The following is a 24,885-nucleotide window of genomic DNA, read 5'->3' as shown; positions in this document are numbered from 1 at the left end:
TCGGCTCACTCTTTCAAGAGCATTTCTCAAAAACGGCGCAGCTTCTGTAGCCGATGCCTGTCCCGGGAGCCGAAGTCATGCAGCGTTCCATTGCCACCGTATCCTTGAGCGGTACCCTGCCGGAAAAACTCGAAGCCATTGCCGCCGCCGGTTTTGACGGGGTGGAAATCTTCGAGAACGACCTTCTCTACTACGATGGCAGCCCTCGGGAAATCAGGCAGATGTGCGCCGACCTGGGCGTCGCCATCACCTTATTCCAACCGTTTCGCGACTTCGAAGGCTGCCGCCGCGATCGCCTGTCGCGCAACCTGGAACGGGCCGAGCGCAAGTTCGACTTGATGCAGGAACTGGGCACCGACCTGGTGCTGGTGTGCAGCAACGCCTCGGCCGACAGCGTCGGTGACGAACAGATGCTCATCGATGACCTGCGCCTGCTGGCCGAACGGGCCGGTGCGCGGGGCTTGCGTATCGGTTATGAAGCGCTGGCCTGGGGCCGGCACGTCAATACTTATCAACAGGTCTGGAACATCGTGCGCCAGGCCGACCACCCCAGCCTCGGCGTGTTGCTCGACAGCTTTCATACTTTGTCCCTCAAGGGCGATCCAAGCGCGATCGCCGAGATTCCCGGCGACAAGATCTTCTTCGTGCAAATGGCCGACGCGCCGATCCTGGCCATGGACGTCCTGGAATGGAGCCGGCATTTCCGTTGTTTCCCGGGGCAGGGCGAGTTCGACTTGCCGGGTTTCCTGGCGCCGATCATCAAGAGTGGCTACACCGGGCCGCTGTCGCTGGAAATCTTCAACGACGGTTTCCGCGCCGCGCCGCCACGGGCCAACGCCGCCGACGGCCTGCGCTCGCTGCTGTACCTGGAAGAAAAGACCCGCCAGCGCCTGGCCGAAGAGGCGTGCGCCATAAGCAATGCCGATATCCTGTTCGCCACACCGCCGGCCAGCGAGTACGAAGGCATCGAATTCCTCGAGTTCGCCGTGGACGATAACCTCGGCGCCAAGCTTTGCCATTGGCTGGAACGGCTGGGGTTCGTCAAGGCTGGCCAGCATCGTTCGAAGAATGTGAGCCTGCTGCGCCAGGGCGATATCAACCTGATCCTCAACAGCGAACCGTACTCGTTCGCCCACAGTTTTTTCGAAGCCCACGGACCTTCGTTGTGCGCCACCGCCGTGCGCGTGAAAAACAGCGCCAGCGCCCTGGAGCGGGCCGTTGCCTACAAGGGCCAGCCTTATCGTGGGTTGGTGGGGCCCAATGAGCTGGAGCTGGCGGCGGTGCGCGCACCGGACGGCAGCCTGATCTACCTGGTGGACCAGCAGGCCGATGTCTATGGCACCGATTTCAATCTGCAACCGGGGGCGGTCATTGGGGCCGGGCTCAAGCGCATCGACCACATGGCGATGGCGCTGCCGGCCGACAGCCTCGACAGTTGGGTGCTGTTCTACAAGAGCCTGCTGGATTTCGAGGCCGATGACGAAGTGGTCTTGCCCGACCCTTACGGCCTGGTAAAAAGCCGTGCGCTGCGCAGCCGCTGCAGTTCGATCCGCTTGCCGCTGAACATTTCCGAGAACCGCAACACCGCGATCTCACACGCGCTGTCGAGTTATCGTGGCTCCGGCGTGCATCACATCGCCTTCGATTGCGATGACATCTTCGCCCAGGTCAGTCGTGCCAAAGAGGCCGGTGTGCCGTTGCTGGACATTCCGCTCAACTACTACGACGACCTGGCCGCGCGTTTTGATTTCGACGACGAGTTCCTCAGCGAATTGGCTTATTTCAACGTGTTGTACGACCGTGATGCCCAGGGTGGCGAGCTGTTCCACGTCTACACCGAGCCGTTCGAGGGGCGGTTTTTCTTCGAGATCATCCAGCGCAAGAATGGTTACGCGGGCTACGGCGCCGCCAACGTCGCGGTGCGCCTGGCGGCCATGGCCAAGTCGCGCAGCGGTGGCCTGCGGCACGCCAAGTTGTAGGGAAATCGTAAACGCTGCGGTAAAGGGCAGTGCCGTGGCTTCCTTCACTGCGCGGTGCGGCCCATAATCGCCGATCTGTGCAGTGATGGCCGTGAGCCCCGCAATGACTATGAATTCAGAACTTTCCGCTGCCCTCGACGAACCCGTCGCCACGCCGCGCAAGAGTCGCAAGAACAACCCGGAGAAAACCCGGGAGAACATTCTTCAGGAAGCCATCGTCGAGTTCGTCCAGCAGGGCCTGTCCGGAGCCCGGGTCGACGCCATCGCCGAGCGCATCCACACCTCCAAGCGCATGATCTACTACTACTTCGGCAGCAAGGAGCAGTTGTACGTCGAGGTGCTGGAAAAACTCTATGGGGATATCCGCACCACCGAGAGCCGCCTGCACCTGGCGGAACTGGCCCCGGTCGATGCGATCCGGCGCCTGGTGGAGTTCACCTTCGACCACCACGACCGCAACGTGGATTTCGTGCGCATCGTCTGCATCGAGAACATCCACAACGCCGAGTACGTGAAGCAGTCAGGCGCGATCAAGGCGATGACCAATACCATCCTCGATTCCCTGGGCGTGATCCTGCTTCGCGGCGCTGAAGAGGGCGTGTTCCGTGCCGGCCTCGAGCCGCTGGATGTGCATCTGTTGATCAGTTCGTTCTGTTTTTACCGCGTGTCCAATCGCCAGACGTTCGGTGAGATTTTTCAGATCGACCTGTCGGATGAAACGGTCAAGCAGCGGCATCGGCAGATGGTCTGTGAATCGGTGTTGCGATACTTGCAGGCCTGATTCTGGAACCCCTGTGGGAGCGAGCAGGCTCGCTCCCACAGGGGGAATATCACCTGGATTTTAATGATTCATGCTTTGGAAATGCGCCAGCATCCGCTGCGCATCGGGCGCCACGCCGCTGAACAGTTCGAACGCCTTCACGGCCTGGAACACCGCCATGTTGCCGCCATCCAGGGTGCGGCAGCCGACTGCGCGGGCGTTGCGCAGCAGTTCGGTTTCCAGCGGGAAGTAGACGATTTCCGCGACCCACAATGCGCCGCGCAACAGCTCGACCGGCACTGGCATGCCCGGTAGTTTTGCCATGCCCATGGGCGTGGTGTTCACCAGGCCGTCGGCCTCGGTCATGGCGGTGGGCAGGTCATGCCCGGGGCGGGCGCGGCCAGTGCCGAAGTGTTGATTCAAGTTGTTGGCCAGCGCCTCGGCACGGCTGACCTCGACGTCAAAAATGCTCAGGGTTTCTACGCCTTCCATCAACAACGCATGGGCCACCGCCGCGCCGGCACCACCGGCGCCCATCTGGACCACGCGCCTGCGCGCCACATCCCCAAGGCCGCGCCGAAAACCTTCGGCGAATCCCAGGCAGTCGGTGTTGTGGCCGATGCGCTTGCCGTCCTTGAGCACCACGGTATTGACCGCGCCGATACCACGGGCCTCGGGTGACAACTCATCGAGCAGCGGGATGATCGCCTGCTTGCAGGGGAAGGTGATGTTCAGGCCGGTGAAGTCCATGCGTTCGGCGGCCACCAGTAGATCGGCCAGGGCGCCGCTGTCGAGTTTCAGCGCATCGAGGTCGATCAGCCGATAGAGATAACGCATGCCTTGGGCATCGCCCTCATGTTCATGCAGCGCAGGCGTGCGAGAGGCCTGGATGCCCGCGCCGATCAGGCCGGCCAGCACAGTGATATTCGACATGCTCATCAACCCTTCAACCGCTGACTGAAATGTTCAAGGGCCAGGCGATAACCATGGCTGCCAAACCCGCACATCACGCCAATGGCGACGGATGAGACGAAGGAGTGATGACGGAAGGTTTCCCGGGCGTGAACGTTGGACAGGTGGACTTCGATGACCGGTACCTCGCTGGCCACCAAGGCATCGCGGATCGCCACGCTGGTGTGGGTCCAGGCCGCCGGGTTGATGACGATACCGGCGCATCGGCCACGGGCGCCGTGAATCCAGTCCAGCAGCTCACCTTCCTGGTTGGTCTGGCGAAACTCCACCGCCAGGCCGAATTCTTCAGCGGCGCGACCGCACAGTGCCGAAATGTCAGCCAGGGTTTCATGGCCATAGGTCGCCGGCTCGCGGGTGCCGAGCAGGTTCAGGTTCGGGCCGTTGAGCACCAGAACGATCGGAGGCATCGCAATTTCTCCACATTTTTATTGTTGGTGTCGGCGAGGTTTCAGCCGCTGGAGATAAATTGTACTAGATGGTTAATTTGGTCAAATAAAGCCGCCGACATCGGCCAATAAGTGTTCGATGATCGAACATGACCTTGCCAAGAGAGGAGGGAGGGCAATTGTGGCGAGGGGATTTATCCCCATGTAGGAGCTGCCGAAGGCTGCGATCTTTTTGATCTTCGCTTGAGACTCAAGTGTCTGGAGAAAGATCGCAGCCTCGTTACACTCGTCAGCTCCTACCGCCGAGTCAGCAACACCCCGGACTCCATGTGATGGGTCCAGGGAAATTGATCGAACAACGCGCAGCGCGTGATGCGATGGGTATCGTTCAGTTGCGCGATATTCGCGGCGAGGGTGTCAGGGTTGCAGGAGATGTACAGGATGTTGTCGAAACGCCGGGTCAGTTCGCAGGTGTCCGGGTCCATACCGGCGCGAGGCGGGTCGACGAAGACGCTGCCGAATTCGTAGCTTTTCAGGTCGATGCCCTGCAGGCGACGGAACGGCCGGACTTCGTTCAGGGCTTCGGTCAGTTCTTCGGCGGACAGGCGTACCAGCGTGACGTTATCCACCGCGTTTTCGCTGAGGTTGCTCAGCGCGGCGTTCACCGAGGTCTTGCTGATCTCGGTAGCCAGCACTTTGCGCACGCGGGTGGCCAGGGGCAGGGTAAAGTTGCCGTTGCCGCAGTACAACTCCAGCAGATCGTCATTGCGATCGCCCAGTGCGTCATAAGCCCAGTTGAGCATCTTCTGGTTCACCGTGCCGTTGGGCTGGGTGAAGGCGCCTTCGGGTTGGCGATAGCTGAAGGTGCGCGCGCCGACCTCGAGTTTCTCCACCACGTAGTCATGGCCGATCACCTCGCGCTTGCCCTTGGAGCGGCCAATGATGCTCACGCCCAGGTCAGCCGCCAGTTTCGAGGCGGCAGCGTGCCAGTGCTCGTCCAGCGGGCGGTGATAACACAGGGTGATCATCGCATCACCCGCCAGGGTGGTCAGGAACTCCACCTGGAACAGCTTATGGCTCAGGGGCGCGCTGGCTTGCCAGGCGGCCTTGAGTTGCGGCATCAACTGGTTGATGCGCAGGCTGGCGATGGGAAACTCCTCGATGAGGATCGGTGTGCGCTTGTCGTCCTGGGAGAACATTGCGTAGTGCCGTTCACCGGCCTCGCGCCACAGACGGAACTCGGCGCGCAGGCGGAAGTTCTTCAGGGGCGAGTCGAACACCGCAGGTTCTGGCGCATCGAACGGCGCCAACAGGTCACGCAAGCGGGTGACCTTGTCCTGGAGCTGGGCGGCGTAGCCTTGGGAATCAAAAGTCATGCGTTGAACCAACCCAACTTGATCACGAACAGGATCGACAGAATGACCAGCGCCGGGTTCAGCTCACGGCCACGGCCGGACACCAGTTTGATGGCGGTCCAGGCGATGAAGCCGAAAGCGATGCCGTTGGCGATGGAATAAGTGAACGGCATCGCCAGGGCGGTCACCACCACTGGCGCGGCGACGGTGATGTCGTCCCAGTCGATTTCCGCCAGGCCCGAGGTCATCAGCACGGCGACGAACAACAGGGCTGGGGCGGTGGCGAAGGGTGGGACGCTGGCGGCCAGTGGCGAGAAAAACAGCGCCAGCAGGAACAGGATCGCCACGACAACGGCGGTCAAGCCGGTGCGGCCGCCGGCGCTGACGCCCGCCGCCGACTCGATGTAGCTGGTGGTGGTGGAGGTGCCCAGCAGCGAGCCGGCCATGGCGGCGGTGCTGTCGGCGATCAGCGCACGGCCCATCTTCGGCATGTGGCCGTCCTTGCCCATCAGCCCGGCGCGCTTGGCGACGCCGATCAGGGTGCCGGAGTTGTCGAACAGGTCGACGAACAGGAAGGCGAAAATCACGCTCACCAGGCCGATGTCCAGGGCGCCCTTGATGTCCAGTTGCAGGAAGGTCGGGGCCAGGGACGGCGGCATGGACATCACGCCGCCGAACGGCGTGAAGCCCATCAGGATCGAGACGAGGGTGACCGCCAGGATGCCGATCAACACTGCGCCGCGTACTTTCAAGGCTTCCAGGGCAACGATCAGGACAAAGCCGAGGGTCGCGAGGATCGGCGCCGGTTGTTTCAAATCGCCGAGGCCGACCATGGTCGCCGGGTTTTTCACCACGATGCCGGCGTTATTCAAGGCGATCAGCGCCAGGAACAGGCCGATACCGGCGGCAATGGCTGAACGCAGCGGCAGCGGGATGCTGTTGATGATCCATTCGCGGATGCGAAAGATCGACAACATGAAGAACAGCACGGCGGAGATGAATACCGCGCCCAGCGCCACTTGCCAGGTGTGGCCCATGTGCAGGACCACGGTGTAGGTAAAGAAGGCATTCAGGCCCATGCCCGGCGCGAGGGCGATCGGGTAGTTGGCGATCAGGCCCATGACCGTGGAGCCGATGGCCGCTGCCAGGCAGGTGGCGACGAACACCGCGCCCTTGTCCATGCCGGTTTCGCCGAGGATGCTCGGGTTGACGAACAGAATGTAGGCCATGGCCAGGAACGTTGTGACGCCCGCCAGGATCTCGGTCCGCACGTTGGTGTTATGTGCCTTGAGTTGAAACAGCCTTTCCAGCATGTCTGCTCCCCGTGGCGCGCCCGGCGCCGTGAATGTATCGACCTCAACAGCAAAGCACAGGTCGCCAGCGGCGCCCGGGAATTTTCTGTGGGTCGGAAAAAGCCGCGCATCATACCAGCAGCGTAGCGTTGTGGCTGCGATCGTCGTCGATGTTTTGCCAACGCGCCAAGTGGGCCATACTGCGCGCGGTCCCGGGAGGTCTCTATGTATTGCATGAATAAAATGCTGATGGCGGCGATGGGCTGCATGCTGGGCCTGTGGTTGCCCGGGCAGGCGGCGGATGCCGCGTCGGCGCCACCCCTGAGCGAGGTCAAGGTGCTCAAGGTCGAGTCGCCGGGCTGTGGCTTCGAGGACATCGTCCCAGGGCAGGCGCAGACGCGTTGCGATCACAGTGGCCCGAATATCAAGGTCTACGTGCTGGAGGTCGGTTACGGCCGCCAGCCCCATGTCACCCTGGACGGCTTTGAAGTCGACGGCACCCGCTCGCCCGTGTGTGCGTACAGTAATGGCAACCTCAACGACTGTTCCGTGCGGACCAAAGTTGTCGGCTATGTGTACATCCTCGACCTGAAGGGCAAGCAGGAAGGCACCTTCAGCTTCAGCAACATCTCGATCAACGCACCGGGCAACCGGATGTCGACCCAGCTGTACATCAAATAACCGCTGTGCCCGTTAGGCGCCGTGTAGGAGCTGTCGAGCGCAGCGAGGCTGCGATCTTTCCCCCGGACGCTTGAATCTCAAGCGCATATCAAAAGATCGCAGCCTTCGGCAGCTCCTACACTACAAGCATCACCCAGCGGAGAGCGCCCATGATTCCTGGAACCAAGATCCCCCGAGCCCTGATTGTCGTCGCCGAGGGTGTCGACGATTTGCAGACGGTCACCCTGATCGATGTGCTGCGTCGAGCGCAGATCGAAACCGTGGTGGCGAGCATCGAAGGGCGGCGGATGCTCACCTGCGCCCGCGGCACGCGCCTGACGGCCGATGGCATGCTGGTGGACGTGCTCGTGCAGGACTTCGACCTGGTCGTCCTGCCGGGCGGCATCATCGGCGCCCAACACTTGGCTGCCCATCAGCCGCTGCAACAACTGATCAAGGGCCAGGCCGCCACCGGACGGTTTTTCGCCGCCATCGCCGAAGCCCCGGCCCTGGCGCTGCAGGCATTCGGCGTCCTGCGCCAGCGGCGCATGACCTGCCTGCCGGCGGTGAGCCAGCAACTGTCCGGTTGCAGCTTCGTGGATCAACCCGTGGTGGTGGATGGCAACTGCATCACGGCCCAGGGTTCGGCCGCCGCCCTGGCGTTTGCCTTGACGCTGGTGGAACAACTCAGTGGCAAGGGCGTGAGAGGCGTGTTGGCGGCGGAATTGCTGGCCTGACATTCTTCAGCGGGCATCGGTCTGTGGCGAGGGCGCTTGCTCGCGATGGCGTCAGCGCATTCAACCTTGATGCGAGCGGACCCACTGAAGGCGCTGGCTTCCAACGTCAATCATTTGCCTTGAACGCTTCGCCTCACCCTGAAGTCGTACCCCTTATGACGGCGGTTTCCCAAAACGCCGCGAGTACGACCAACCGTGAGGTGTTCCATGAGCGCGACCCTGTCCGAAGCGACGCCGGCGTCCTTCGTCCGTCATCCGATCCGCCTGACTCTCAATGGCCAGGTGCGTGAGTTGCAAGTGCTGGCCTGGACCACATTGCTGGACTTGCTGCGTGAGCAACTGGACCTGGTGGGCAGCAAGAAAGGCTGCGACCACGGCCAGTGCGGCGCCTGTACGGTGCTGCGCGATGGCAAGCGGATCAATGCCTGCCTGACCCTGGCGGTGATGTGCGACGGCGCCGAATTGACCACCATCGAAGGCCTGGCCGGTGATGACGCATTGCATCCCATGCAGCAGGCGTTCATCACCCATGACGCGTTCCAGTGCGGTTACTGCACGCCAGGGCAGATCTGTTCTGCGGTGGGGCTGGCCAACGAGGGCAGGGCGCAAACTCGCGCGCAAATCAGTGAACTGATGAGCGGCAACCTGTGCCGCTGCGGGGCCTACACCCATATTTGTGATGCCATCGAAGAGGCATTGCCGCTCTGCCGGCAACCGGGAGGTGATCAATGAATCCCTTCCAGTACAGCAAGCCCGACACCGTGCAGGCGGCCGTCGACTTGTCGAGCCCGGTTTCCCGCTTCATCGCCGGCGGCACCAACCTGCTGGACCTGATGAAGGAAAACCTCACCCGCCCCGAGCACCTGATCGACATTACCGGGTTGCCCCTGGCGGACCTCAGTGAAACCCCTTCCGGTGGGGTGATGATCGGGGCCTTGGTGAGCAATGCCGACCTGGCCTGGCACCCGTGGATCGAGCGCCGTTATCCGCTGCTGGCCCAGGCCATCCTGGCGGGCGCCTCGCCGCAACTGCGCAACATGGCCAGCACCGGCGGCAACCTGTTGCAACGTACTCGCTGCTATTACTTCTATGACGCGAGCGTACCGTGCAACAAGCGTCGACCCGGCAGCGGTTGTCCGGCCCGGAACGGTCTGAACCGGATCCACGCGATTTTCGGTGCCAGCGATCAATGTGTCGCCACCCATCCCTCCGACATGTGCGTGGCCCTGGCGGCCCTGGAGGCGGTGGTCCATGTCCTGGGGCGGGGCGGGGCGCGGACCATCGAGTTCGCCGACTTCCACCGCCTGCCCGGCGACGCCCCGGAGCGCGATAATCAACTGGCTGACGATGAGTTGATCACCGCCATCGAGTTGCCTGCCGCCGGTTTTGCCGACCATAGCCACTACCTGAAGATCCGTGACCGCGCCTCCTACGCCTTCGCGCTGGTCTCGGTGGCGGCGGCGCTGGAACTGGATGGGCCGGTGATTCGCCGAGCGCGCCTGGCCCTGGGGGGCGTGGCGCACAAACCGTGGCGCGACCGGGCCGTGGAGAGCTGGCTGGTCGGACAGACCGTCAGTCGCGAAACTTTCACCGTCGCCGCCGATGCATTGCTGCAACACGCCGAGCCGTTGGCGCACAACGGCTTCAAGGTCCGATTGGCGCGCCGGGCAATTGTCCGCGCCTTGAGCGATGCCGCGTTGGGTGGCGCACCGCAGGGAGGACAAGCCTGATGAACGCTCCGAGCAAATCCATAGGGCAACCACTCGACCGGGTCGATGGCCTGCTCAAGGTGACGGGCCAGGCCCGTTACGCCGCTGAATACCCCGAGGACGGCCTGCTGCACGGCAGCGTCGTGTCCGGCACTATCGCCCGTGGCCGTGTGCTGCGCATCGATGCTGCCCGCGCCCTGGCGCTGCCTGGCGTGGTCGCGGTCATCGACCACACCAACCGGCCGAGGATCGCCAGCTACGACGAGCCCTACCAGGATGCCGATGCGGCGGACGGCTCACCGTTCCGTCCCCTATACGACGATCAGGTGCTCTACAACGGTCAGCCACTGGCCTTGGTGGTGGCGGAAAATCTTGAGTTGGCCCGGTATGCCGGTTCGTTGATAGACATCGAATACGCGGCCGAGGATCATCAGACCGATCTGATAACCCTGCAAAACGACGCCCATCCGGCACCGGCAGAATTACCCAAGCCCCGTGGGAATTTTCAGGGCGAGTACGCCAGCTCCGCGCTCAGCGTGGACGTGTCCTATAGCACGCCGATTGAACACCACAACCCGATGGAGCCGCACGCCTCCACCGTGCTGTATCAGCCTGACGGCAGCCTGCACATCCACGACAAGACCCAAGGCACGCAAAACGGCCAGGCCTATGTGCAAAAAGTCTTCGGGCTCGAAAAAGAGCAAGTGCGAGTGTTTGCCGCGTTTGTCGGCGGCGCCTTCGGTTCCGGGCTGCGCCCGCAATATCAATTGCCATTGGCCGTGATGGCGGCACTGGCCCTCAAACGCTCGGTGCGGGTCAGCCTGACGCGCCAGCAGATGTTTACCTTTGGCTATCGGCCGCGAACCCTCCAGCGCGTGCAACTGGGGGCAGCGGCCAACGGTCGCCTGCTGGCCGTGGCGCACACCGCCGTCGGCCAGACCTCGCGTTTCGAGGATTTCACCGAGCATGTGGTGGAGTGGAGCGGCATGCTCTATCACTGCGACAACGTCGAGTTGACCTACAAACTGGTGCCCCTGGACGTCTACACGCCTTTGGACATGCGCGCACCCGGTGCCGCCCTTGGTTTGATTGGCCTGGAGTGCGCCATGGATGAACTGGCCTGTGCCCTGGCGATCGATCCGGTGCAATTGCGCTTGATCAACTACGCCGAACGCAACGAGAACGAAGGCAAGCCGTATTCCAGCAAGGAGTTGCGTGAGTGCTATGCCCAAGGTGCCCGTCGTTTCGGCTGGGACAAGCGCAACCCGGAACCGCGCAGCATGCGTGAAGGCCGGCAACTGGTGGGCTGGGGCATGGCCGGCGGCGTGTGGGAGGCCATGCAGCAGAAGGCTAGCGCCAGGGCGTCGCTGGATACCCATGGCAAGCTGACCGTCAGCAGCGCCACCACTGACATCGGCACCGGGACCTACACGGTCATGACCCAGATCGCCGCCGAGGCGTCAGGCGTTTCCCTTGGGGACGTTACGTTTGTCCTGGGGGATTCGTCGCTGCCCACCGCGCCGCTGCAGGGCGGCTCGTTCACTGTCTCGTCGGTGGGCACCGCCGTGCAGCAGGCCTGTGAAGCGCTGAAGGAAAAACTCCTGGCCGTGGCCCGTCAGGCGTGTCCGGCCTTCAGCGGCGCGACCCTTGAGCAAGTGATGTTTGTCGATGGTCAGCTGCTGCTGGGCGAAGCGAGTGTTGCATTGGCGCAGCTGGCGCAGAAAAGCGGCGAGACGCCGTTGCAGGCCCAGGTCACCGCCGAGCCGGACGCAAAACGCCAGGCCTGCGCCACGGCCACTCACTCGGCGGTGTTCGTCGAAGTGCTGGTGGACGAAGACCTGGGCACGGTGAAGGTCAATCGCGTGGTCAGCGCCATCGCCGCTGGCCGGGTCGTCAACCCGAAAACCGCCCGCAGCCAGATTCTCGGTGGCGTGGTGTGGGGCGTCGGCATGGCCTTGCACGAAGAAACCCTGACGGACCACGCCTTGGGTCGCCACATGAACCACAACCTGGCCGAGTATCACATGCCGGTCAACGCCGACATCGGTGACATCGAGGTGATTTTCGTCGAAGAACATGACGAGATCGTCAATGCGCTCGGGTCCAAGGGCGTGGGTGAAATCGGCGTCGTCGGGGTGGCAGCGGCGGTGGCCAATGCGATTTACCATGCCACCGGCAAGCGGGTGCGGGACTTGCCCATCACCCTCGACAAGTTGCTCTAGGCTTTGGCTTCATCCATTGCTTCGTGCATTCGGTCGCGGTTGGCCAGGGTCGGGAACAATTTGATCCAGACCCCGGTCACCAGCAGCGTACCGATGCCGCCCATGACCACCGCCGGTACGGTGCCGAACCAGTGGGCAGTGAGGCCGGACTCGAACTCGCCCAACTGGTTCGAGGCGCCGATGAACAGCCCGTTCACCGCGCTGACCCGGCCGCGCATTTCATCGGGTGTTTCCAGTTGCACGAAGGAGGCGCGGATCACCATGCTGATCATGTCCGCCGCGCCCAGCACCACCAGCACCGCCAGGGAAAACCAGAACGAGGTGGAAAGGCCGAACGCAATGGTGGCGACGCCGAACACGCCCACCGCGGTGAACATCACCCGGCCGACCTTGCGCTCCACGGCAAACCGCGCCAGCCACAGCGACATCAGCAAGGCCCCGACCGCCGGCGCCGACCGCAACAGGCCCAGGCCCCAGGGACCGGTGAGCAGGATGTCCTTGGCAAACACCGGCAGCAGCGCCGTCGCGCCGCCGAGCAACACCGCGAACAGGTCCAGGGAAATCGCCCCGAGAATGTCCGGGCGGCTGCGAATGAAGCGAATCCCGGCCAGCAGCGAATCCAGCGTCGCCTTGCCTTTGTTCAGCGGCGTCTGCCGGGCGGGTAGGTTGAGCATCAGGCAGCAGGCAATGAGGTAAAGCACTACGGTCGGCCCATAGACCCAGACGCTGCCGAAGGCGTAGAGCAAGCCGCCGAGCGCCGGGGCGACGATGGTGGCCGACTGTTGGGCCGATTGCGCGGCGGCCACGGCACGGGGAAACAGGCCGGCCGGCACGATGCTCGGCAGCAGCGCCTGGGTGGTCGGCATTTCGAAGGAGCGGGCGGCGCCCAGCAGGAAGGCGAGGATGAAGATCATCTCCCGCGTGACATGGTCGGTGGCGCTGCCGATCACCAGCGCCAGGGCAATCATCGCCTGCAATGACTGGCAGATGGCCGCGACTTTACGGCGGTCATAGCGGTCGGCCACATGCCCGGTGTGGAGCATGAACAGCACGCGCGGGGCAAACTCGACCAACCCCACCAGGCCGAGGTCCAGGACGTTGCCGGTCAGTTGATAGAGGTTCCAGCCGATGGCCACGGTGAGCATCTGGAAACCGCTGGCGGTGAATATCCGGGCCAGCCAGAAGGCGATGAAGGGACGGTGGTGACGGAGCAGCAGCGGCGCTTGGCTGGGCATCTATGACGGGTCCGGTGATGAAGGCATCGAGATTATCACCGAGCTGTAGCTGGAAGTTGCGGTGTCGGGAAAAATAGTTAGCCAAGCATCGATCTTTCACATCGCACCGTTTTTGTGGCGAGGGGATTTATCTGTGGGAGCAAGGCTTGCCCGCGATGGACGCGACTCGATTTCTGAAAGACCGCATCGCCTTCATCGCGGGCAAGCCTTGCTCCCACATATCCCCTCGCCTCAGTCAGCACTGAGACAACCTGTCACGCGACAAACGACCACGCCGTTCATCGACGAGAATGCGGCTACTCTTTGAGCATTGCTTGATCCAGGTCAATACCTTTCGGGGCGTTGGGCTGGCGGCCATCCGGCCAGAGTCCTGCGTTGTGACGGTTATAAAAAGAACGATTTGAAAAGCATCGCACTCCATATCCCTGGGGATTGTGATGCAGGCCCCACCCGCAGCCGGTTTTACCTGACAGAGGAAGACTTATGTTCGGTTTGGAGGCGCTCGATCTCGCCCGAATCCAGTTCGCGTTCACCATCTCGTTCCACATCCTGTTCCCGGCCATCACCATTGGCCTGGCGAGTTACCTGGCGGTACTCGAAGGCTTGTGGCTCAAGACCCGCGATGACACCTACCGCGACCTGTACCACTTCTGGTCGAAGATATTTGCCGTCAACTTCGGCATGGGGGTGGTGTCCGGGTTGGTCATGGCCTATCAGTTCGGGACCAACTGGAGCCGTTTCTCGGACTTCGCTGGTGCGGTGACCGGGCCGTTGCTGACCTACGAGGTGCTCACGGCGTTTTTCCTCGAGGCCGGTTTCCTGGGTGTGATGCTGTTCGGCTGGAATCGCGTCGGTCGCGGCCTGCATTTCTTTTCCACGGTCATGGTGGCGATCGGCACCCTGATCTCGACCTTCTGGATCCTGTCCTCCAACAGCTGGATGCAAACCCCCCAGGGTTACGAAATCATCGACGGCCGGGTGATCCCGGTGGACTGGCTGGCGGTGGTGTTCAACCCTTCGTTTCCTTATCGATTGCTGCACATGTCCACGGCAGCGTTTGTCGCCACGGCGTTTTTCGTCGGCTCGTCGGCGGCCTGGCATTTGCTGCGCGGTCGCGACAACCCGGCCATCCGCCGGATGCTGTCGATGGCGATGTGGATGGCCTTGCTGGTGGCGCCGATACAGGCGGTCATTGGCGACTTCCATGGCCTGAACACCCTCAAGCATCAACCGGCGAAAATCGCCGCCATCGAGGGCCACTGGGAAAACGTCGGCAATGAACCGACCCCGCTGATCCTGTTCGGCTGGCCCGACATGAAGGCGGAAAAGACCAAATACGCCGTGGAAATTCCTTACCTGGGCAGCCTGATCCTGACCCACAGCCTGGACAAGCAGGTGCCGGCCCTCAAGGAGTTCCCGCCTGAGGACCGACCGAACTCGACCATTGTGTTCTGGTCGTTCCGGGTCATGGTCGGCCTCGGGTTGCTGATGATTTTCACCGGGCTGTGCAGCCTGTGGCTGCGCCGCAACGATCGGATCTATCAATCCCGGCCGTTCCTCTACATGGTGCTGTGGATGGGGCCGTCCGGACTGGTCGCGATCCTGGCCGGCTGGTTTACCACGGAAATCGGTCGCCAGCCGTGGGTGGTCTATGGGCTGATGCGCACGGCCGATGCTTCGTCCGGCCACAGCTTCGCCCAGATGAGCATTACCCTGGTGCTGTTCGTCGTGGTGTATTTCGCGCTGTTCGGCGCCGGCCTGAGCTACATGATGCGTCTGGTGCGCAAGGGGCCGGAGGCCCACGAAACCGAGCCGAGCGATGGTGGCCCGGGCCAGAAACGTACGCCGGCCCGGCCATTGTCGGCCGCCGACGACGGCGACGATATGGACCATAACGAACGCTCGAACAAGGGGAATTGAATCATGGGTATTGATCTTCCGCTGATCTGGGCCGTGGTCATCATCTTCGGCATCATGATGTATGTGGTCATGGACGGCTTCGACCTGGGGATCGGCATTCTCTTCCCCTTCATCAAGGGCGAGCGCGACCGCGACGTGATGATGAACACCGTGGCACCGGTCTGGGACGGTAACGAAACCTGGCTGGTGCTGGGCGGTGCCGGGTTGTTCGGGGCGTTTCCGCTGGCTTATTCGGTGGTGCTCTCGGCGCTGTACCTGCCGTTGATCCTGATGCTCATCGGCTTGATCTTCCGCGGCGTGGCCTTTGAGTTCCGCTTCAAGGCCAAGGCTGAGAAGCGTCATCTCTGGGACAAGGCATTCATTGGCGGTTCGCTGACGGCCACCTTCTTCCAGGGCGTGGCGCTGGGAGCGTTCATCGACGGCTTCGAGGTGGTCAACCGCCAGTTCGCCGGCGGTTCCTTGGACTGGTTCACGCCATTCACCATGTTCTGTGGCCTGGCGTTGATCGCCGCCTACGCGCTGCTCGGTTGCACCTGGCTGATCATGAAGACCGAGGGCAAGTTGCAAGAGCAGATGCATGACCTGGCCCGGCCGCTGGCGATCGTGGTGCTGGCGGTGATCGGCATCGTCAGCATCTGGACACCACTGGCCCATGCGGACATCGCGGCCCGCTGGTTCACCTTGCCGAATCTGTTCTGGTTCTTGCCGGTGCCGATCCTGGTGCTGGTGACCATGTACGGTTTGTTCCGCGCGGTGGCACGCAATGCCAACTACACGCCCTTCATCCTGACCCTGGTACTGATCTTCCTCGGCTACAGCGGCTTGGGCATCAGCCTGTGGCCGAACATCGTGCCGCCGTCCATCTCGATCTGGGACGCCTCGTCACCGCCCCAGAGCCAGGGCTTCATGCTGGTGGGCACGCTGTTCATCATCCCGTTGATCCTGGTGTACACCTTCTGGAGCTACTACGTGTTCCGCGGCAAGGTGACCCACGACGACGGCTACCATTGAGGGCGTCGAGCATGGCCAAACCTGACTTGAAAGACATCGAGGCCGCCGAACGCAAGCCACTCTGGCAGCGGCTCGGCTGGCTGGCGCTGATCTGGACCGGCAGTGTGCTGGCGCTGTTCATCGTCGCCAGCCTGATGCGGATGTTCATGAATGCCGCAGGCCTGACCACTCACTGAAATTTTTGTGGGAGCAAGCGTTTGCTCCCACAAAGGACCCTTTACTTGCGGGCCTTGAGGATCACGAATTTCGGTGTGGCGGCCACTTGCTCGACGCCGCGGAACAGCCGCGCCAATTTGCTGTGGTAACCCAGGTGCCGGTTGCCGACGATGTACAACGCGCCGCCTACCACCAGCGCTTCGCGAGCCTGCTGGAACATCCGCCAGGCGAGGAAATCGCCCACCACCTGCTGCTGGTGGAAGGGCGGATTGCACAACACCACGTCCAGTGACTGCGCCTCTTGCCCAGCCAGGCCATCACCGGCTCGGATGATCACTTCGCGTTCGCCCAGGGCCGCACGCCAATTCTCGGCGGCCGATTGCACGGCCATATAGGACTCGTCCACCAGGGTGTAGAGGGCCTCGGGGTTTTGCAGGGCACTGGCGATGGCCAGCACGCCGTTGCCGCATCCCAGGTCCGCGACCCGGGCCGTCCCGAGGTTTTTCGGCAGATGTGGCAGGAACGCGCGGGTGCCGATGTCCAGGCCTTCGCGGCAGAACACATTGGCATGGTTGAGCAGTTCGATCTTCGGCTCGTCCAGCCAGTAGCGCGTGGGATAGGGCGATACGGTCGGTGCACTGCTTTGTGAGGAACTGGCTTGTGGCGTGGCAATCAACAGCCGCGCTTTTTTCACCGCCAGGGAGGCCTGCACCGGGCCGATATACCGCTCCAACAAATCGCCAGCGGCCCGGGGCAGGTGCTTGATCATGGCCCCGGCAATCACTTGGGCGCCTGGCGCGAGTTGGCCTTGCAGGCGAATCAGTTGTTCTTCCAGCAAGGCCAGGGTTTTCGGAACTTTGACCAGGACGCGATCGAACGGGCCAGTCAGCGGTTCGCTGGCAGGCAATGTCGGCACCGCATCGAAGGGGCGGCCGTTGCGCACCAGGTTTTTCTCCAGCGCCTGCAATGCCAGGAAGGAATCGCCGCTGCTGGTCACCAGGACGTTGCCCGCCAGGCTGGCCGCCAGGGCGCCAAAGCCGTCATTGAGCACCAGGACCCGAGTCTGCACGCTCGGCTGTTGTTCGGCCAGGTACGCGAGCAGGTATTCATCGGCCGCATCGAAGGCTTGCAGCGGTTCGTTCTGCTGTTCGGGTTGGCGGATCAGGTCGAGTTGGGCGAAGGGACTGTCGAGCAGGGGCATGGCTGGGGACTCTGGAGATCAACGAATGTCCCGCTGCCTGGAGGTAGGTGTCTGTGCGGGACCGCCTGAATGAACTGCGTCGCGTGCAAGAAGCGGCATCATCCAAGTGGAGCCGTAAATGGTACGTTTTTTTGTTGCACATTACTCGCGGGTTTTTTTGCCCGGCACTGTCACTCCACTGTTCAGATCACATGGATCTGGGCGGCTTTTGCCACCGCTGAAATTTTATTGCTGACGTTCAGTTTTCGCATGCAACTGCACACATGGAAATTCACGGTCCGTTCGGAAAGACAGAGAATCCTGCCCACTTCCGACGCCGTCTTGCCTTCGGCAGACCATCTCAGCACTTCGATTTCTCTCGGTGACAAGTGATAGTTCTGCTTGACCACGATGGCGTCGGACAGTTTTTTGCTGGCAAGTGCATGCAGCCGCTGACTGGCAAAAATGGCGTAGCCGAGATTTGCATAGTGCTCCTCGATATCGATGGGACAATGGGTTCGTGCGAGACTGAACAGACTGCACTGCATCCCTTGTTCGTCATGAACGGACTGGGTCCAGCCGTGCTTGAGTCCCTGTCTATTAAGTTCTCGCCACAACTTGGGGGCCTGGGCAAAGACAGTCTCATTCCACAGGATTGGAAGCGATGATTGATTGCAATGTGCTACTAAGGGGTCGTTCGAGACATAACCATTTTGTTCATAAAGTCTATCCCATCCATAAGGGTAGTTATTGAGGCTCACCTTGCTGGTGTGCTTGTCGGGATTTCCGAGATAGGCTGCGAATGCGCAATATTCAAATCCTTGATTGTTAAAGAAATTAAGTACCAGACGATAGGCCGTCTGAAGGTCTTTTTCACAGGATAACTTTCTCAGTGTCAAGTCTTTCCACTTGTCCATCGCTGTCTCCTGGGTTGATTAATCCTTGTGGATCCAATCCGTAATGCGAAATTTTAGTGTAGGACTTTTCTTACTTTGTAGTGAGATTTTTTTGTTTTCTTACAGTTGAAATGTTTAAGCAAATAAGTTTTTTTAGTCGATTTTTTTACAGAATTTTGCAGTTTGTATAAGTTAGGAAAAAGTTTTTATTGAGCAAGCGCGGTTTGCGGTCAAAGTGCCATTATTCGTCATCGGTGGTGAAGACGCTCGCTTTGCGGGACACTGCAAGTCTCGACCCATTGGAGTGACTCATGACCGATAGCGCAGAGAAGTTCACCCGCCAAACCCTGCTCGATGTCCAGCCGTTGACGCCTCATTTGTTTACTTTGCGCGTGACCCGGGACCGCGGCTTTCGCTTCCGGGCCGGTCAGTTTGCCCGGCTGGGGGTCGTCAAGGCGGACGGGACCACCGTCTGGCGGGCGTATTCCATGGTGTCTTCGCCGTTCGACGAGTTCCTCGAGTTCTTTTCCATCGTGGTTCCCGATGGCGAGTTCACCAGTGAGCTTAGCCGCCTGCAGCCAGGTGACGAACTGTTGGTCGATCGTCAGGCTTTCGGCTATCTGACACTGGATCGCTTTGTCGATGGTCGGGATTTGTGGCTGTTGTCTACGGGAACAGGTGTGGCGCCGTTTCTTTCCATCCTCCAGGATTTTGAGGCCTGGGAAAAATTCGAGCGGATCATCCTGGTATATAGCGTGCGCGAGGCGCGGGAACTGGCGTATCAGGAGCTGATCAAGGAACTGCCCCAGCGCGACTACCTGGCCGAGTACGCTCATAAGTTCCGTTTCATTGCGACCGTCACCCGTGAGCAGCATCCGGGGGCGCTCAGTGGGCGCATCACCACGCTGATCGAAAATGGCGAGCTGGAGCGGGCAGCTGGCGTGGCACTGACGCCGGAACATTCGCGAGTGATGCTGTGCGGCAATCCGCAAATGATCGATGACACGCGCAAGTTGCTCAAGGCCAGAGGGCTACAACTGAGCCTGACCCGCCGGCCAGGCCAGGTGGCGGTGGAAAACTACTGGTAGGAAAAGACGGGTTGCCCCATGCATGTAGGCGCAGTGTAGGAGCGGTCTAGGAGCGGTCTAGGAGCTGTGTAGGAGCTGTGTAGGAGCTGTCGAGTGCAACGAGGCTGCGATCTTTCCCCTGGCGCTTGAATCTCAAGCGAAAGATCAAGATCAAGATCAAGATCAAGATCAAGATCAAGATCAAAAGATCGCAGCCTGCGGCAGCTCCTACACCCGGCGGGAGCAAGAGGTGTCAGTGACTGACTGCCTCAGGGCCGCTCGTTCTGGGCCTTGAGCAGATCGCGAATCTCACTGAGCAGCAGTTCTTCCTTGGTTGGAACCGGAGGCGCGCTGGGGGCTACGGCTTCTTCGCGCTTGAGGCGGTTGATGGCCTTGACGCCCATGAAAATGGCAAACGCCACGATGATGAAGTCGATGGTGCTCTGGATGAATTTACCGTAGGCCAGGAGCACGGCGGGCGCATCACCCTGGGCGGCCTTGAGGGTGATGGCCAGGTCACTGAAGTCCACCCCACCGATCAGCAGGCCGAGGGGGGGCATGATCACATCGCCAACGAATGACGAAACGATTTTGCCGAAAGCGGCACCGATGATGATCCCGACGGCCATGTCGACGACATTGCCTTTGACCGCGAAGGCCTTGAACTCGCTTAGCACGCCCATGAGCTATTCCTTGTGACAGATGAAAGATGAGTGGCAGTGTAAATCAGCCCAACGAGTCCTGCTCGAAACGCCAGCTTACAAAGCTTCAGTTATCGACCCGGTCCCGGGTGAAAAGTTTTCAAAGTGCCATCAATCGCGCGTGATACGCGGTTTCAGCCTGGCGCCCCTCAACGTTTTTTCTATCGGCGCGGTACGGTATTTCTATTTAGGTTTTCCTTTTTCGAGCACTAGCCTCTGGATGGCGCACATGGATGCGCTCTATAACATCAGAGGAACACGCCTATGAACACTTCCCTTGGCCACGGGGCTTATTCCCATTGCCGCGCTTTTTTTGTGCTGACCGCGAGCCTTTTGTCCTTGTCTGTCAACGCGGCCACCCTGACCCGGGACAACGGTGCGGCTGTCGGCGACAACCAGAACTCGCAAACGGCAGGCCCCAACGGCCCGACCCTGTTGCAAGACGTGCAGTTGATCCAGAAGCTCCAGCGCTTTGACCGTGAACGCATCCCCGAGCGCGTGGTGCATGCCCGCGGCACCGGCGCCCACGGCACCTTCACGGTTTCCGACGATCTCAGCGACCTGACCAAGGCCAAGGTCTTTGCCGCAGGCCAGGTCACGCCAGTGTTCGTGCGTTTTTCTGCCGTGGTGCACGGCAATCATTCGCCGGAAACCCTGCGCGACCCCCGTGGTTTCGCCACGAAGTTCTACACCGCCGACGGTAATTGGGACTTGGTAGGTAACAACTTCCCGACCTTCTTCATCCGCGACGCCATCAAGTTTCCAGACATGGTCCACGCCTTCAAACCTGACCCACGGACTAATCTGGACGATGATTCACGCCGATTCGATTTCTTCTCCCATGTTCCAGAATCGACCCGTACCCTGACCGAGTTGTATTCCAACTCCGGGACACCGGCCAGTTATCGTGAGATGGACGGTAATGGTGTGCATGCCTACAAACTGGTTAACGCCAAGGGTGAAGTTCATTACGTTAAGTTTCATTGGAAAAGTTTGCAGGGCTTGAAAAATCTCGATCCGAAAGAAGTTATGAAAGTTCAGGGTCAAGATTACAGCCATATGACAAATGATCTGGTGAGTCATATTGATAAGGGCGACTTCCCGAAGTGGGACTTGTACGTCCAGGTACTCGATCCACAGGACCTTGCCAAGTTCGACTTCGACCCACTGGATGCGACCAAAATATGGCCGGGCGTGCCTGAGCGAAAAGTCGGGCAAATGGTCTTGAACCGCAACCCGGCGAATGTCTTCCAGGAAACCGAGCAGGTGGCCATGGCGCCGGCCAATCTTGTACCGGGTATCGAACCTTCCGAGGATCGTTTGCTCCAGGGGCGAGTATTTTCCTACGCTGACACGCAGATGTACCGGATAGGCGCCAATGCCCTGCAATTGCCGATCAACGCCCCCAAGGTGGCGGTGAACAACGGTAACCAGGACGGTGCGATGAACCCAGGCAGCACCAGCACCGGGGTGAATTATCAGCCGAGTCGCCTGATGTCGCGTGAAGAACCACAAGCGGCACGCTACAGCCAGGCCGCGCTGAGCGGTAGCACTCAGCAGGCGAAGATCCAGCGTGAGCAGAACTTCAAGCAGGCTGGTGATTTGTATCGTTCATTCAGCAAGAAAGAGCGCGATGACCTGATCGACAGCTTCGGCGGCTCTCTGGCGACCACCGATGACGAGAGCAAGCACATCATCCTGTCGTTCCTCTACAAGGCTGACCCCGAGTACGGCACTGGCGTGGCCCGTGTCGCCAAAGGCGACTTGGCCCGGGTCAAGGCCCTGGCGGAAAAACTGACCGACTGATCCACCGCCGGGCAGGGGCATGACCTGTGGGAGCAAAGCTTGCTCGCGAGACAGGTGCTGGGGACTGAAACCAGACCGAGTTGTCGGCATCGCGGGCAAGCCTTGCTCCCACAACCATGCCCCCACAGTCATCTGCCAGAGGAGACGTCATGATGCGCAGATTTCTTTTATCGATGTTCGCGACCTGGTCACTGAGCGTACTGGCCGATCAGCCAATACCCACCGAACCGGCCGCCGTACAAGAACAGTTGCACAACTATTACTTCGACGCCGCTCGCCGCGGCGATATGCCGATGCTCGAGACCTTTATCGAGGCCGGTTATTCGCTCGATACCCGGGATGAGAAAGGCTACACCGCGTTGATTCTGGCGGCCTATCACGGCCACGGCCCGGCGGTGGAGCGGCTGCTGGCCGCCGGCGCCGATGCCTGTGCCCAGGACAAACGCGGTAACACGGCGTTGATGGGCGCCATTTTCAAGGGCGAAGTGCAGATTGCGCGGCGTTTGTTGTCCACCGATTGCAGCCCGGACCAACGCAATGGTGCCGGACAGACCGCGGCGATGTACGCCGGTCTGTTCAAACGTGATGAATTGCTCGATGCCTTGAAGGCCAAGGGCGCCGATCTGCAGGCCCAGGACCCGTTGGGCAACACCGCGGTGGATCTGGCCAAGGGTGAAATCAGAATGCCGGCCCCTCAGTGAACCTTGGCTGGGCTATCATCGCGGTTTTTATCCCGGAGTTCAGATGGCCAAGGCAAAGCGCATGTACGGCTGCACCGAGTGCGGCTCGACCTTTCCCAAATGGGCCGGCCAGTGCAGCGAATGCGGGGCCTGGAACACCCTGACTGAAACCATGGTGGAAAGCGGCGGAGCGGCGGCACCCACCGGTCGCACGGGCTGGGCTGGTCAGCAGGCGCAGATCAAGACCCTGGCCGAAGTCAGCGTTGAAGAAATTCCGCGTTTCTCCACCGCCTCCGGTGAGCTGGACCGCGTGCTGGGCGGCGGCCTGGTGGACGGTTCGGTGGTGCTGATCGGCGGCGATCCGGGCATCGGCAAATCCACCATCTTGTTGCAAACCTTGTGCAACCTCGCCACCCGCATGCCGGCACTGTATGTCACTGGCGAAGAGTCCCAGCAGCAAGTCGCCATGCGCGCCCGACGCCTGGGCTTGCCCCAGGACCAGTTGCGGGTCATGACCGAAACCTGCATCGAGACCATCATCGCCACGGCGCGCCTGGAAAAACCCAAGGTGATGGTGATCGACTCGATCCAGACCATTTTCACCGAACAGCTGCAATCGGCCCCGGGCGGCGTGTCCCAGGTGCGCGAAAGCGCGGCGTTGCTGGTGCGCTACGCCAAGCAGAGTGGCACGGCGATTTTCCTGGTGGGCCACGTCACCAAGGAGGGCGCACTGGCGGGGCCGCGGGTGCTGGAACACATGGTCGATACGGTGTTGTATTTCGAGGGCGAATCCGACGGACGCCTGCGTTTGCTGCGGGCGGTGAAGAACCGCTTTGGCGCCGTCAACGAGTTGGGTGTGTTCGGCATGACCGACAGAGGCTTGAAAGAAGTCTCAAACCCTTCGGCGATCTTTCTGACGCGTGCCCAGGAAGAAGTCCCCGGCAGCGTGGTCATGGCAACATGGGAAGGCACCCGGCCGATGTTGGTCGAAGTGCAAGCGCTGGTGGACGACAGCCATCTGGCGAACCCGCGCCGGGTCACCCTGGGCCTGGATCAGAATCGGTTGGCCATGTTGCTGGCGGTGTTGCATCGACACGGCGGGATTCCGACGCACGACCAGGATGTTTTCCTCAACGTCGTGGGCGGGGTCAAGGTGCTGGAAACCGCATCCGACCTGGCGTTGATGGCCGCGGTCATGTCCAGCCTGCGCAACCGGCCGTTGCCCCACGATCTGTTGGTGTTCGGCGAAGTGGGGCTGTCGGGGGAAGTGCGGCCGGTGCCCAGTGGCCAGGAGCGGCTCAAGGAAGCGGCCAAGCATGGCTTCAAACGCGCCATCGTGCCCAAGGGCAATGCGCCGAAGGAAGCGCCGGCGGGGTTGCAGATCATTGCCGTGACGCGCCTGGAACAGGCGCTGGATGCGTTGTTCGAATAGCGCTGGCAATTGCGCAAGGAATGTATGTGGGAGCAAAGCTTGCTCGCGATGCAGGCGACTCGATTTTGAAGGACCGCATCGCAGCCATCGCGGGCAAGCCTTGCTCCCACATGGAACCCCTCGCCAAAGAGGCGGGGTAGCTCAAATCTGGATCAACGCCGCCAATTCCCGCTCCAGCTCATCATGATCGGCCAGGTTCAGCTCCACCAGCCGGCGCAGATGGGCGATGGAATCCAGGTCGATATGCTCGCAGACGAAGCCCAGGTGGCCGTGGTCGTCGTGGGCCAGGCGAACTTCCATCTTCACTTCCACCTCATTGCTCAGGTGAATGTCGGCGATAAAGGTTTTCTCGGGATTGCCCAGCCAGGGCTCGGGTTTTTTGATCAGCAGCCCCTTGAGGGACAGGTCCAGCAGTTCAACCGGCCATTTGAATGGAGCCTGGATCAGCTCGGTCTTGGCATGGAATTCTATTCGTACGAAGCGGCGACGTTCGCTCATTACGTGTTCCCTCTGGAGATTCACTGACTATAGACCCAACTGAGCGAGCATCGTCACCGTTCGGCAACACAGAGACAAATGTCGAGTATGGCCTTTGTCCGGGTTAAGGCTAGACTCCAGTGGCTATCTTTCTTGTCCACCCTGGCTGGAATATAAAAATGAAAAACAACAATAGCCTGCTACGCCATCTACCCTGGCTACTGCTGGCCGTCCTGGGAGCGTGCGCCCTGG

Annotated in this window: 23 protein-coding genes and 1 pseudogene; 15 read left to right on the top strand and 9 right to left on the bottom strand. The window is 61.0% G+C overall.

Features of this window, described 5'->3' with window-relative positions; all coding sequences use genetic code 11:
- Nucleotides 1-77: 77 nt before the first annotated feature.
- Entirely contained in the window at nt 78-1,979 is a 1,902-nt protein-coding gene (gene quiC / locus AC09SL_RS23805) for a 3-dehydroshikimate dehydratase QuiC (protein WP_058546762.1), read from the top strand.
- Nucleotides 1,980-2,082: 103 nt separating this feature from the next.
- Nucleotides 2,083-2,760, top strand: coding sequence for a TetR/AcrR family transcriptional regulator (locus AC09SL_RS23800; RefSeq protein WP_064107077.1), 678 nt, complete (start codon nt 2,083-2,085; stop codon nt 2,758-2,760).
- Between the two features lie 60 nt (nt 2,761-2,820).
- On the opposite strand, the gene AC09SL_RS23795 is transcribed toward AC09SL_RS23800, so the two are convergent.
- The 4 genes from AC09SL_RS23795 to AC09SL_RS23780 form a co-directional block, all read right to left on the bottom strand.
- Complete coding sequence (locus tag AC09SL_RS23795; RefSeq protein WP_419555166.1) at nt 2,821-3,672, bottom strand: shikimate dehydrogenase; 852 nt, start codon at nt 3,670-3,672, stop codon at nt 2,821-2,823.
- Nucleotides 3,673-3,677: 5 nt separating this feature from the next.
- Nucleotides 3,678-4,118, bottom strand: coding sequence for a type II 3-dehydroquinate dehydratase (gene aroQ / locus AC09SL_RS23790; protein ID WP_003205806.1), 441 nt, complete (start codon nt 4,116-4,118; stop codon nt 3,678-3,680).
- A gap of 275 nt (nt 4,119-4,393) precedes the next feature.
- A complete protein-coding gene (trmA, locus tag AC09SL_RS23785) occupies nt 4,394-5,473 on the bottom strand; it encodes a tRNA (uridine(54)-C5)-methyltransferase TrmA (RefSeq protein ID WP_058543681.1) in 1,080 nt (359 codons plus the stop codon).
- A complete protein-coding gene (locus tag AC09SL_RS23780; protein WP_058543680.1) occupies nt 5,470-6,765 on the bottom strand; it encodes an NCS2 family permease in 1,296 nt (431 codons plus the stop codon). Before AC09SL_RS23780 ends, trmA begins: the two co-directional genes overlap by 4 nt.
- Before the next feature lie 204 nt (nt 6,766-6,969).
- On the opposite strand from AC09SL_RS23780, the gene AC09SL_RS23775 reads away from it, so the two are divergent.
- From AC09SL_RS23775 to AC09SL_RS23755, 5 genes are all read left to right on the top strand, one after another.
- Nucleotides 6,970-7,425, top strand: coding sequence for a DUF4879 domain-containing protein (locus AC09SL_RS23775; RefSeq protein ID WP_058543679.1), 456 nt, complete (start codon nt 6,970-6,972; stop codon nt 7,423-7,425).
- 149 nt (nt 7,426-7,574) lie between these two features.
- Nucleotides 7,575-8,141 carry a DJ-1 family glyoxalase III gene (locus tag AC09SL_RS23770; protein ID WP_058543678.1) on the top strand — a complete coding sequence of 189 codons (567 nt, stop codon included), beginning with the start codon at nt 7,575-7,577 and terminating at the stop codon, nt 8,139-8,141.
- 207 nt (nt 8,142-8,348) lie between these two features.
- Entirely contained in the window at nt 8,349-8,873 is a 525-nt protein-coding gene (locus AC09SL_RS23765) for a (2Fe-2S)-binding protein (RefSeq protein ID WP_057451874.1), read from the top strand.
- On the top strand, nt 8,870-9,871 hold the full coding sequence (locus AC09SL_RS23760) for an FAD binding domain-containing protein (RefSeq protein WP_058543677.1): 1,002 nt from the start codon (nt 8,870-8,872) through the stop codon (nt 9,869-9,871). Before AC09SL_RS23765 ends, AC09SL_RS23760 begins: the two co-directional genes overlap by 4 nt.
- Complete coding sequence (locus tag AC09SL_RS23755) at nt 9,871-12,072, top strand: xanthine dehydrogenase family protein molybdopterin-binding subunit (RefSeq protein WP_064107078.1); 2,202 nt, start codon at nt 9,871-9,873, stop codon at nt 12,070-12,072. The genes AC09SL_RS23760 and AC09SL_RS23755 overlap by 1 nt, the downstream gene beginning before the upstream one ends.
- On the opposite strand, the gene AC09SL_RS23750 is transcribed toward AC09SL_RS23755, so the two are convergent.
- Nucleotides 12,069-13,307, bottom strand: a complete 1,239-nt coding sequence (locus tag AC09SL_RS23750) for an MFS transporter (protein ID WP_058543635.1) — start codon at nt 13,305-13,307, stop codon at nt 12,069-12,071. The genes AC09SL_RS23755 and AC09SL_RS23750 overlap by 4 nt on opposite strands.
- Before the next feature lie 483 nt (nt 13,308-13,790).
- Between AC09SL_RS23750 and AC09SL_RS23745 the strand changes: the two genes are divergently transcribed.
- Genes AC09SL_RS23745 through AC09SL_RS23735 form a run of 3 tightly spaced genes read left to right on the top strand, consistent with a single transcriptional unit; the run spans nt 13,791 to nt 16,414 of the window.
- Nucleotides 13,791-15,227, top strand: a complete 1,437-nt coding sequence (locus AC09SL_RS23745; RefSeq protein WP_058542546.1) for a cytochrome ubiquinol oxidase subunit I — start codon at nt 13,791-13,793, stop codon at nt 15,225-15,227.
- A 3-nt stretch (nt 15,228-15,230) separates the two neighbouring features.
- Nucleotides 15,231-16,238 (top strand): cytochrome d ubiquinol oxidase subunit II, encoded by a 1,008-nt coding sequence (cydB, locus tag AC09SL_RS23740; RefSeq protein ID WP_058542547.1) that lies wholly within the window; start codon nt 15,231-15,233, stop codon nt 16,236-16,238.
- Between the two features lie 11 nt (nt 16,239-16,249).
- Nucleotides 16,250-16,414 (top strand): DUF2474 domain-containing protein, encoded by a 165-nt coding sequence (locus tag AC09SL_RS23735; RefSeq protein ID WP_064503198.1) that lies wholly within the window; start codon nt 16,250-16,252, stop codon nt 16,412-16,414.
- Nucleotides 16,415-16,455: 41 nt separating this feature from the next.
- On the opposite strand, the gene AC09SL_RS23730 is transcribed toward AC09SL_RS23735, so the two are convergent.
- Nucleotides 16,456-17,595, bottom strand: a complete 1,140-nt coding sequence (locus tag AC09SL_RS23730; RefSeq protein WP_058542548.1) for a methyltransferase — start codon at nt 17,593-17,595, stop codon at nt 16,456-16,458.
- 182 nt (nt 17,596-17,777) lie between these two features.
- Nucleotides 17,778-18,491 carry an autoinducer binding domain-containing protein gene (locus tag AC09SL_RS23725; RefSeq protein ID WP_058542549.1) on the bottom strand — a complete coding sequence of 238 codons (714 nt, stop codon included), beginning with the start codon at nt 18,489-18,491 and terminating at the stop codon, nt 17,778-17,780.
- Between the two features lie 290 nt (nt 18,492-18,781).
- Here AC09SL_RS23725 and AC09SL_RS23720 point away from each other — a divergent pair, with 290 nt between their 5' ends.
- On the top strand, nt 18,782-19,558 hold the full coding sequence (locus tag AC09SL_RS23720) for a ferredoxin--NADP reductase (protein WP_058542550.1): 777 nt from the start codon (nt 18,782-18,784) through the stop codon (nt 19,556-19,558).
- 248 nt (nt 19,559-19,806) lie between these two features.
- Here the strand turns inward: AC09SL_RS23720 and mscL are convergent, their stop codons facing one another.
- Nucleotides 19,807-20,220, bottom strand: coding sequence for a large-conductance mechanosensitive channel protein MscL (mscL, locus tag AC09SL_RS23715; protein WP_058542551.1), 414 nt, complete (start codon nt 20,218-20,220; stop codon nt 19,807-19,809).
- Nucleotides 20,221-20,502: 282 nt separating this feature from the next.
- Between mscL and katB the strand changes: the two genes are divergently transcribed.
- The 3 genes from katB to radA all read left to right on the top strand — a co-directional run bounded on the left by katB (nt 20,503) and on the right by radA (nt 24,156).
- Nucleotides 20,503-22,044 carry a catalase KatB gene (gene katB, locus AC09SL_RS23710; protein ID WP_058542552.1) on the top strand — a complete coding sequence of 514 codons (1,542 nt, stop codon included), beginning with the start codon at nt 20,503-20,505 and terminating at the stop codon, nt 22,042-22,044.
- A gap of 152 nt (nt 22,045-22,196) precedes the next feature.
- Nucleotides 22,197-22,745 (top strand): ankyrin repeat domain-containing protein, encoded by a 549-nt coding sequence (locus AC09SL_RS23705; RefSeq protein WP_058542553.1) that lies wholly within the window; start codon nt 22,197-22,199, stop codon nt 22,743-22,745.
- A 43-nt stretch (nt 22,746-22,788) separates the two neighbouring features.
- Nucleotides 22,789-24,156, top strand: a complete 1,368-nt coding sequence (gene radA / locus AC09SL_RS23700; protein WP_030140305.1) for a DNA repair protein RadA — start codon at nt 22,789-22,791, stop codon at nt 24,154-24,156.
- Between the two features lie 141 nt (nt 24,157-24,297).
- Here the strand turns inward: radA and AC09SL_RS23695 are convergent, their stop codons facing one another.
- Nucleotides 24,298-24,654: a PilZ domain-containing protein gene (locus tag AC09SL_RS23695; protein ID WP_058544500.1), complete on the bottom strand. Its 357-nt coding sequence runs from the start codon at nt 24,652-24,654 to the stop codon at nt 24,298-24,300.
- A gap of 158 nt (nt 24,655-24,812) precedes the next feature.
- Here AC09SL_RS23695 and AC09SL_RS23690 point away from each other — a divergent pair.
- Nucleotides 24,813-24,885 (top strand): annotated as a pseudogene (locus tag AC09SL_RS23690) (carbon starvation CstA family protein); the annotation flags it as partial.

Source organism: Pseudomonas sp. PF05, assembly GCF_056521845.1.
The sequence above is the reverse complement of the archived record's forward strand: the minus strand, read 5'-3'. Positions and strand labels throughout refer to the sequence as shown.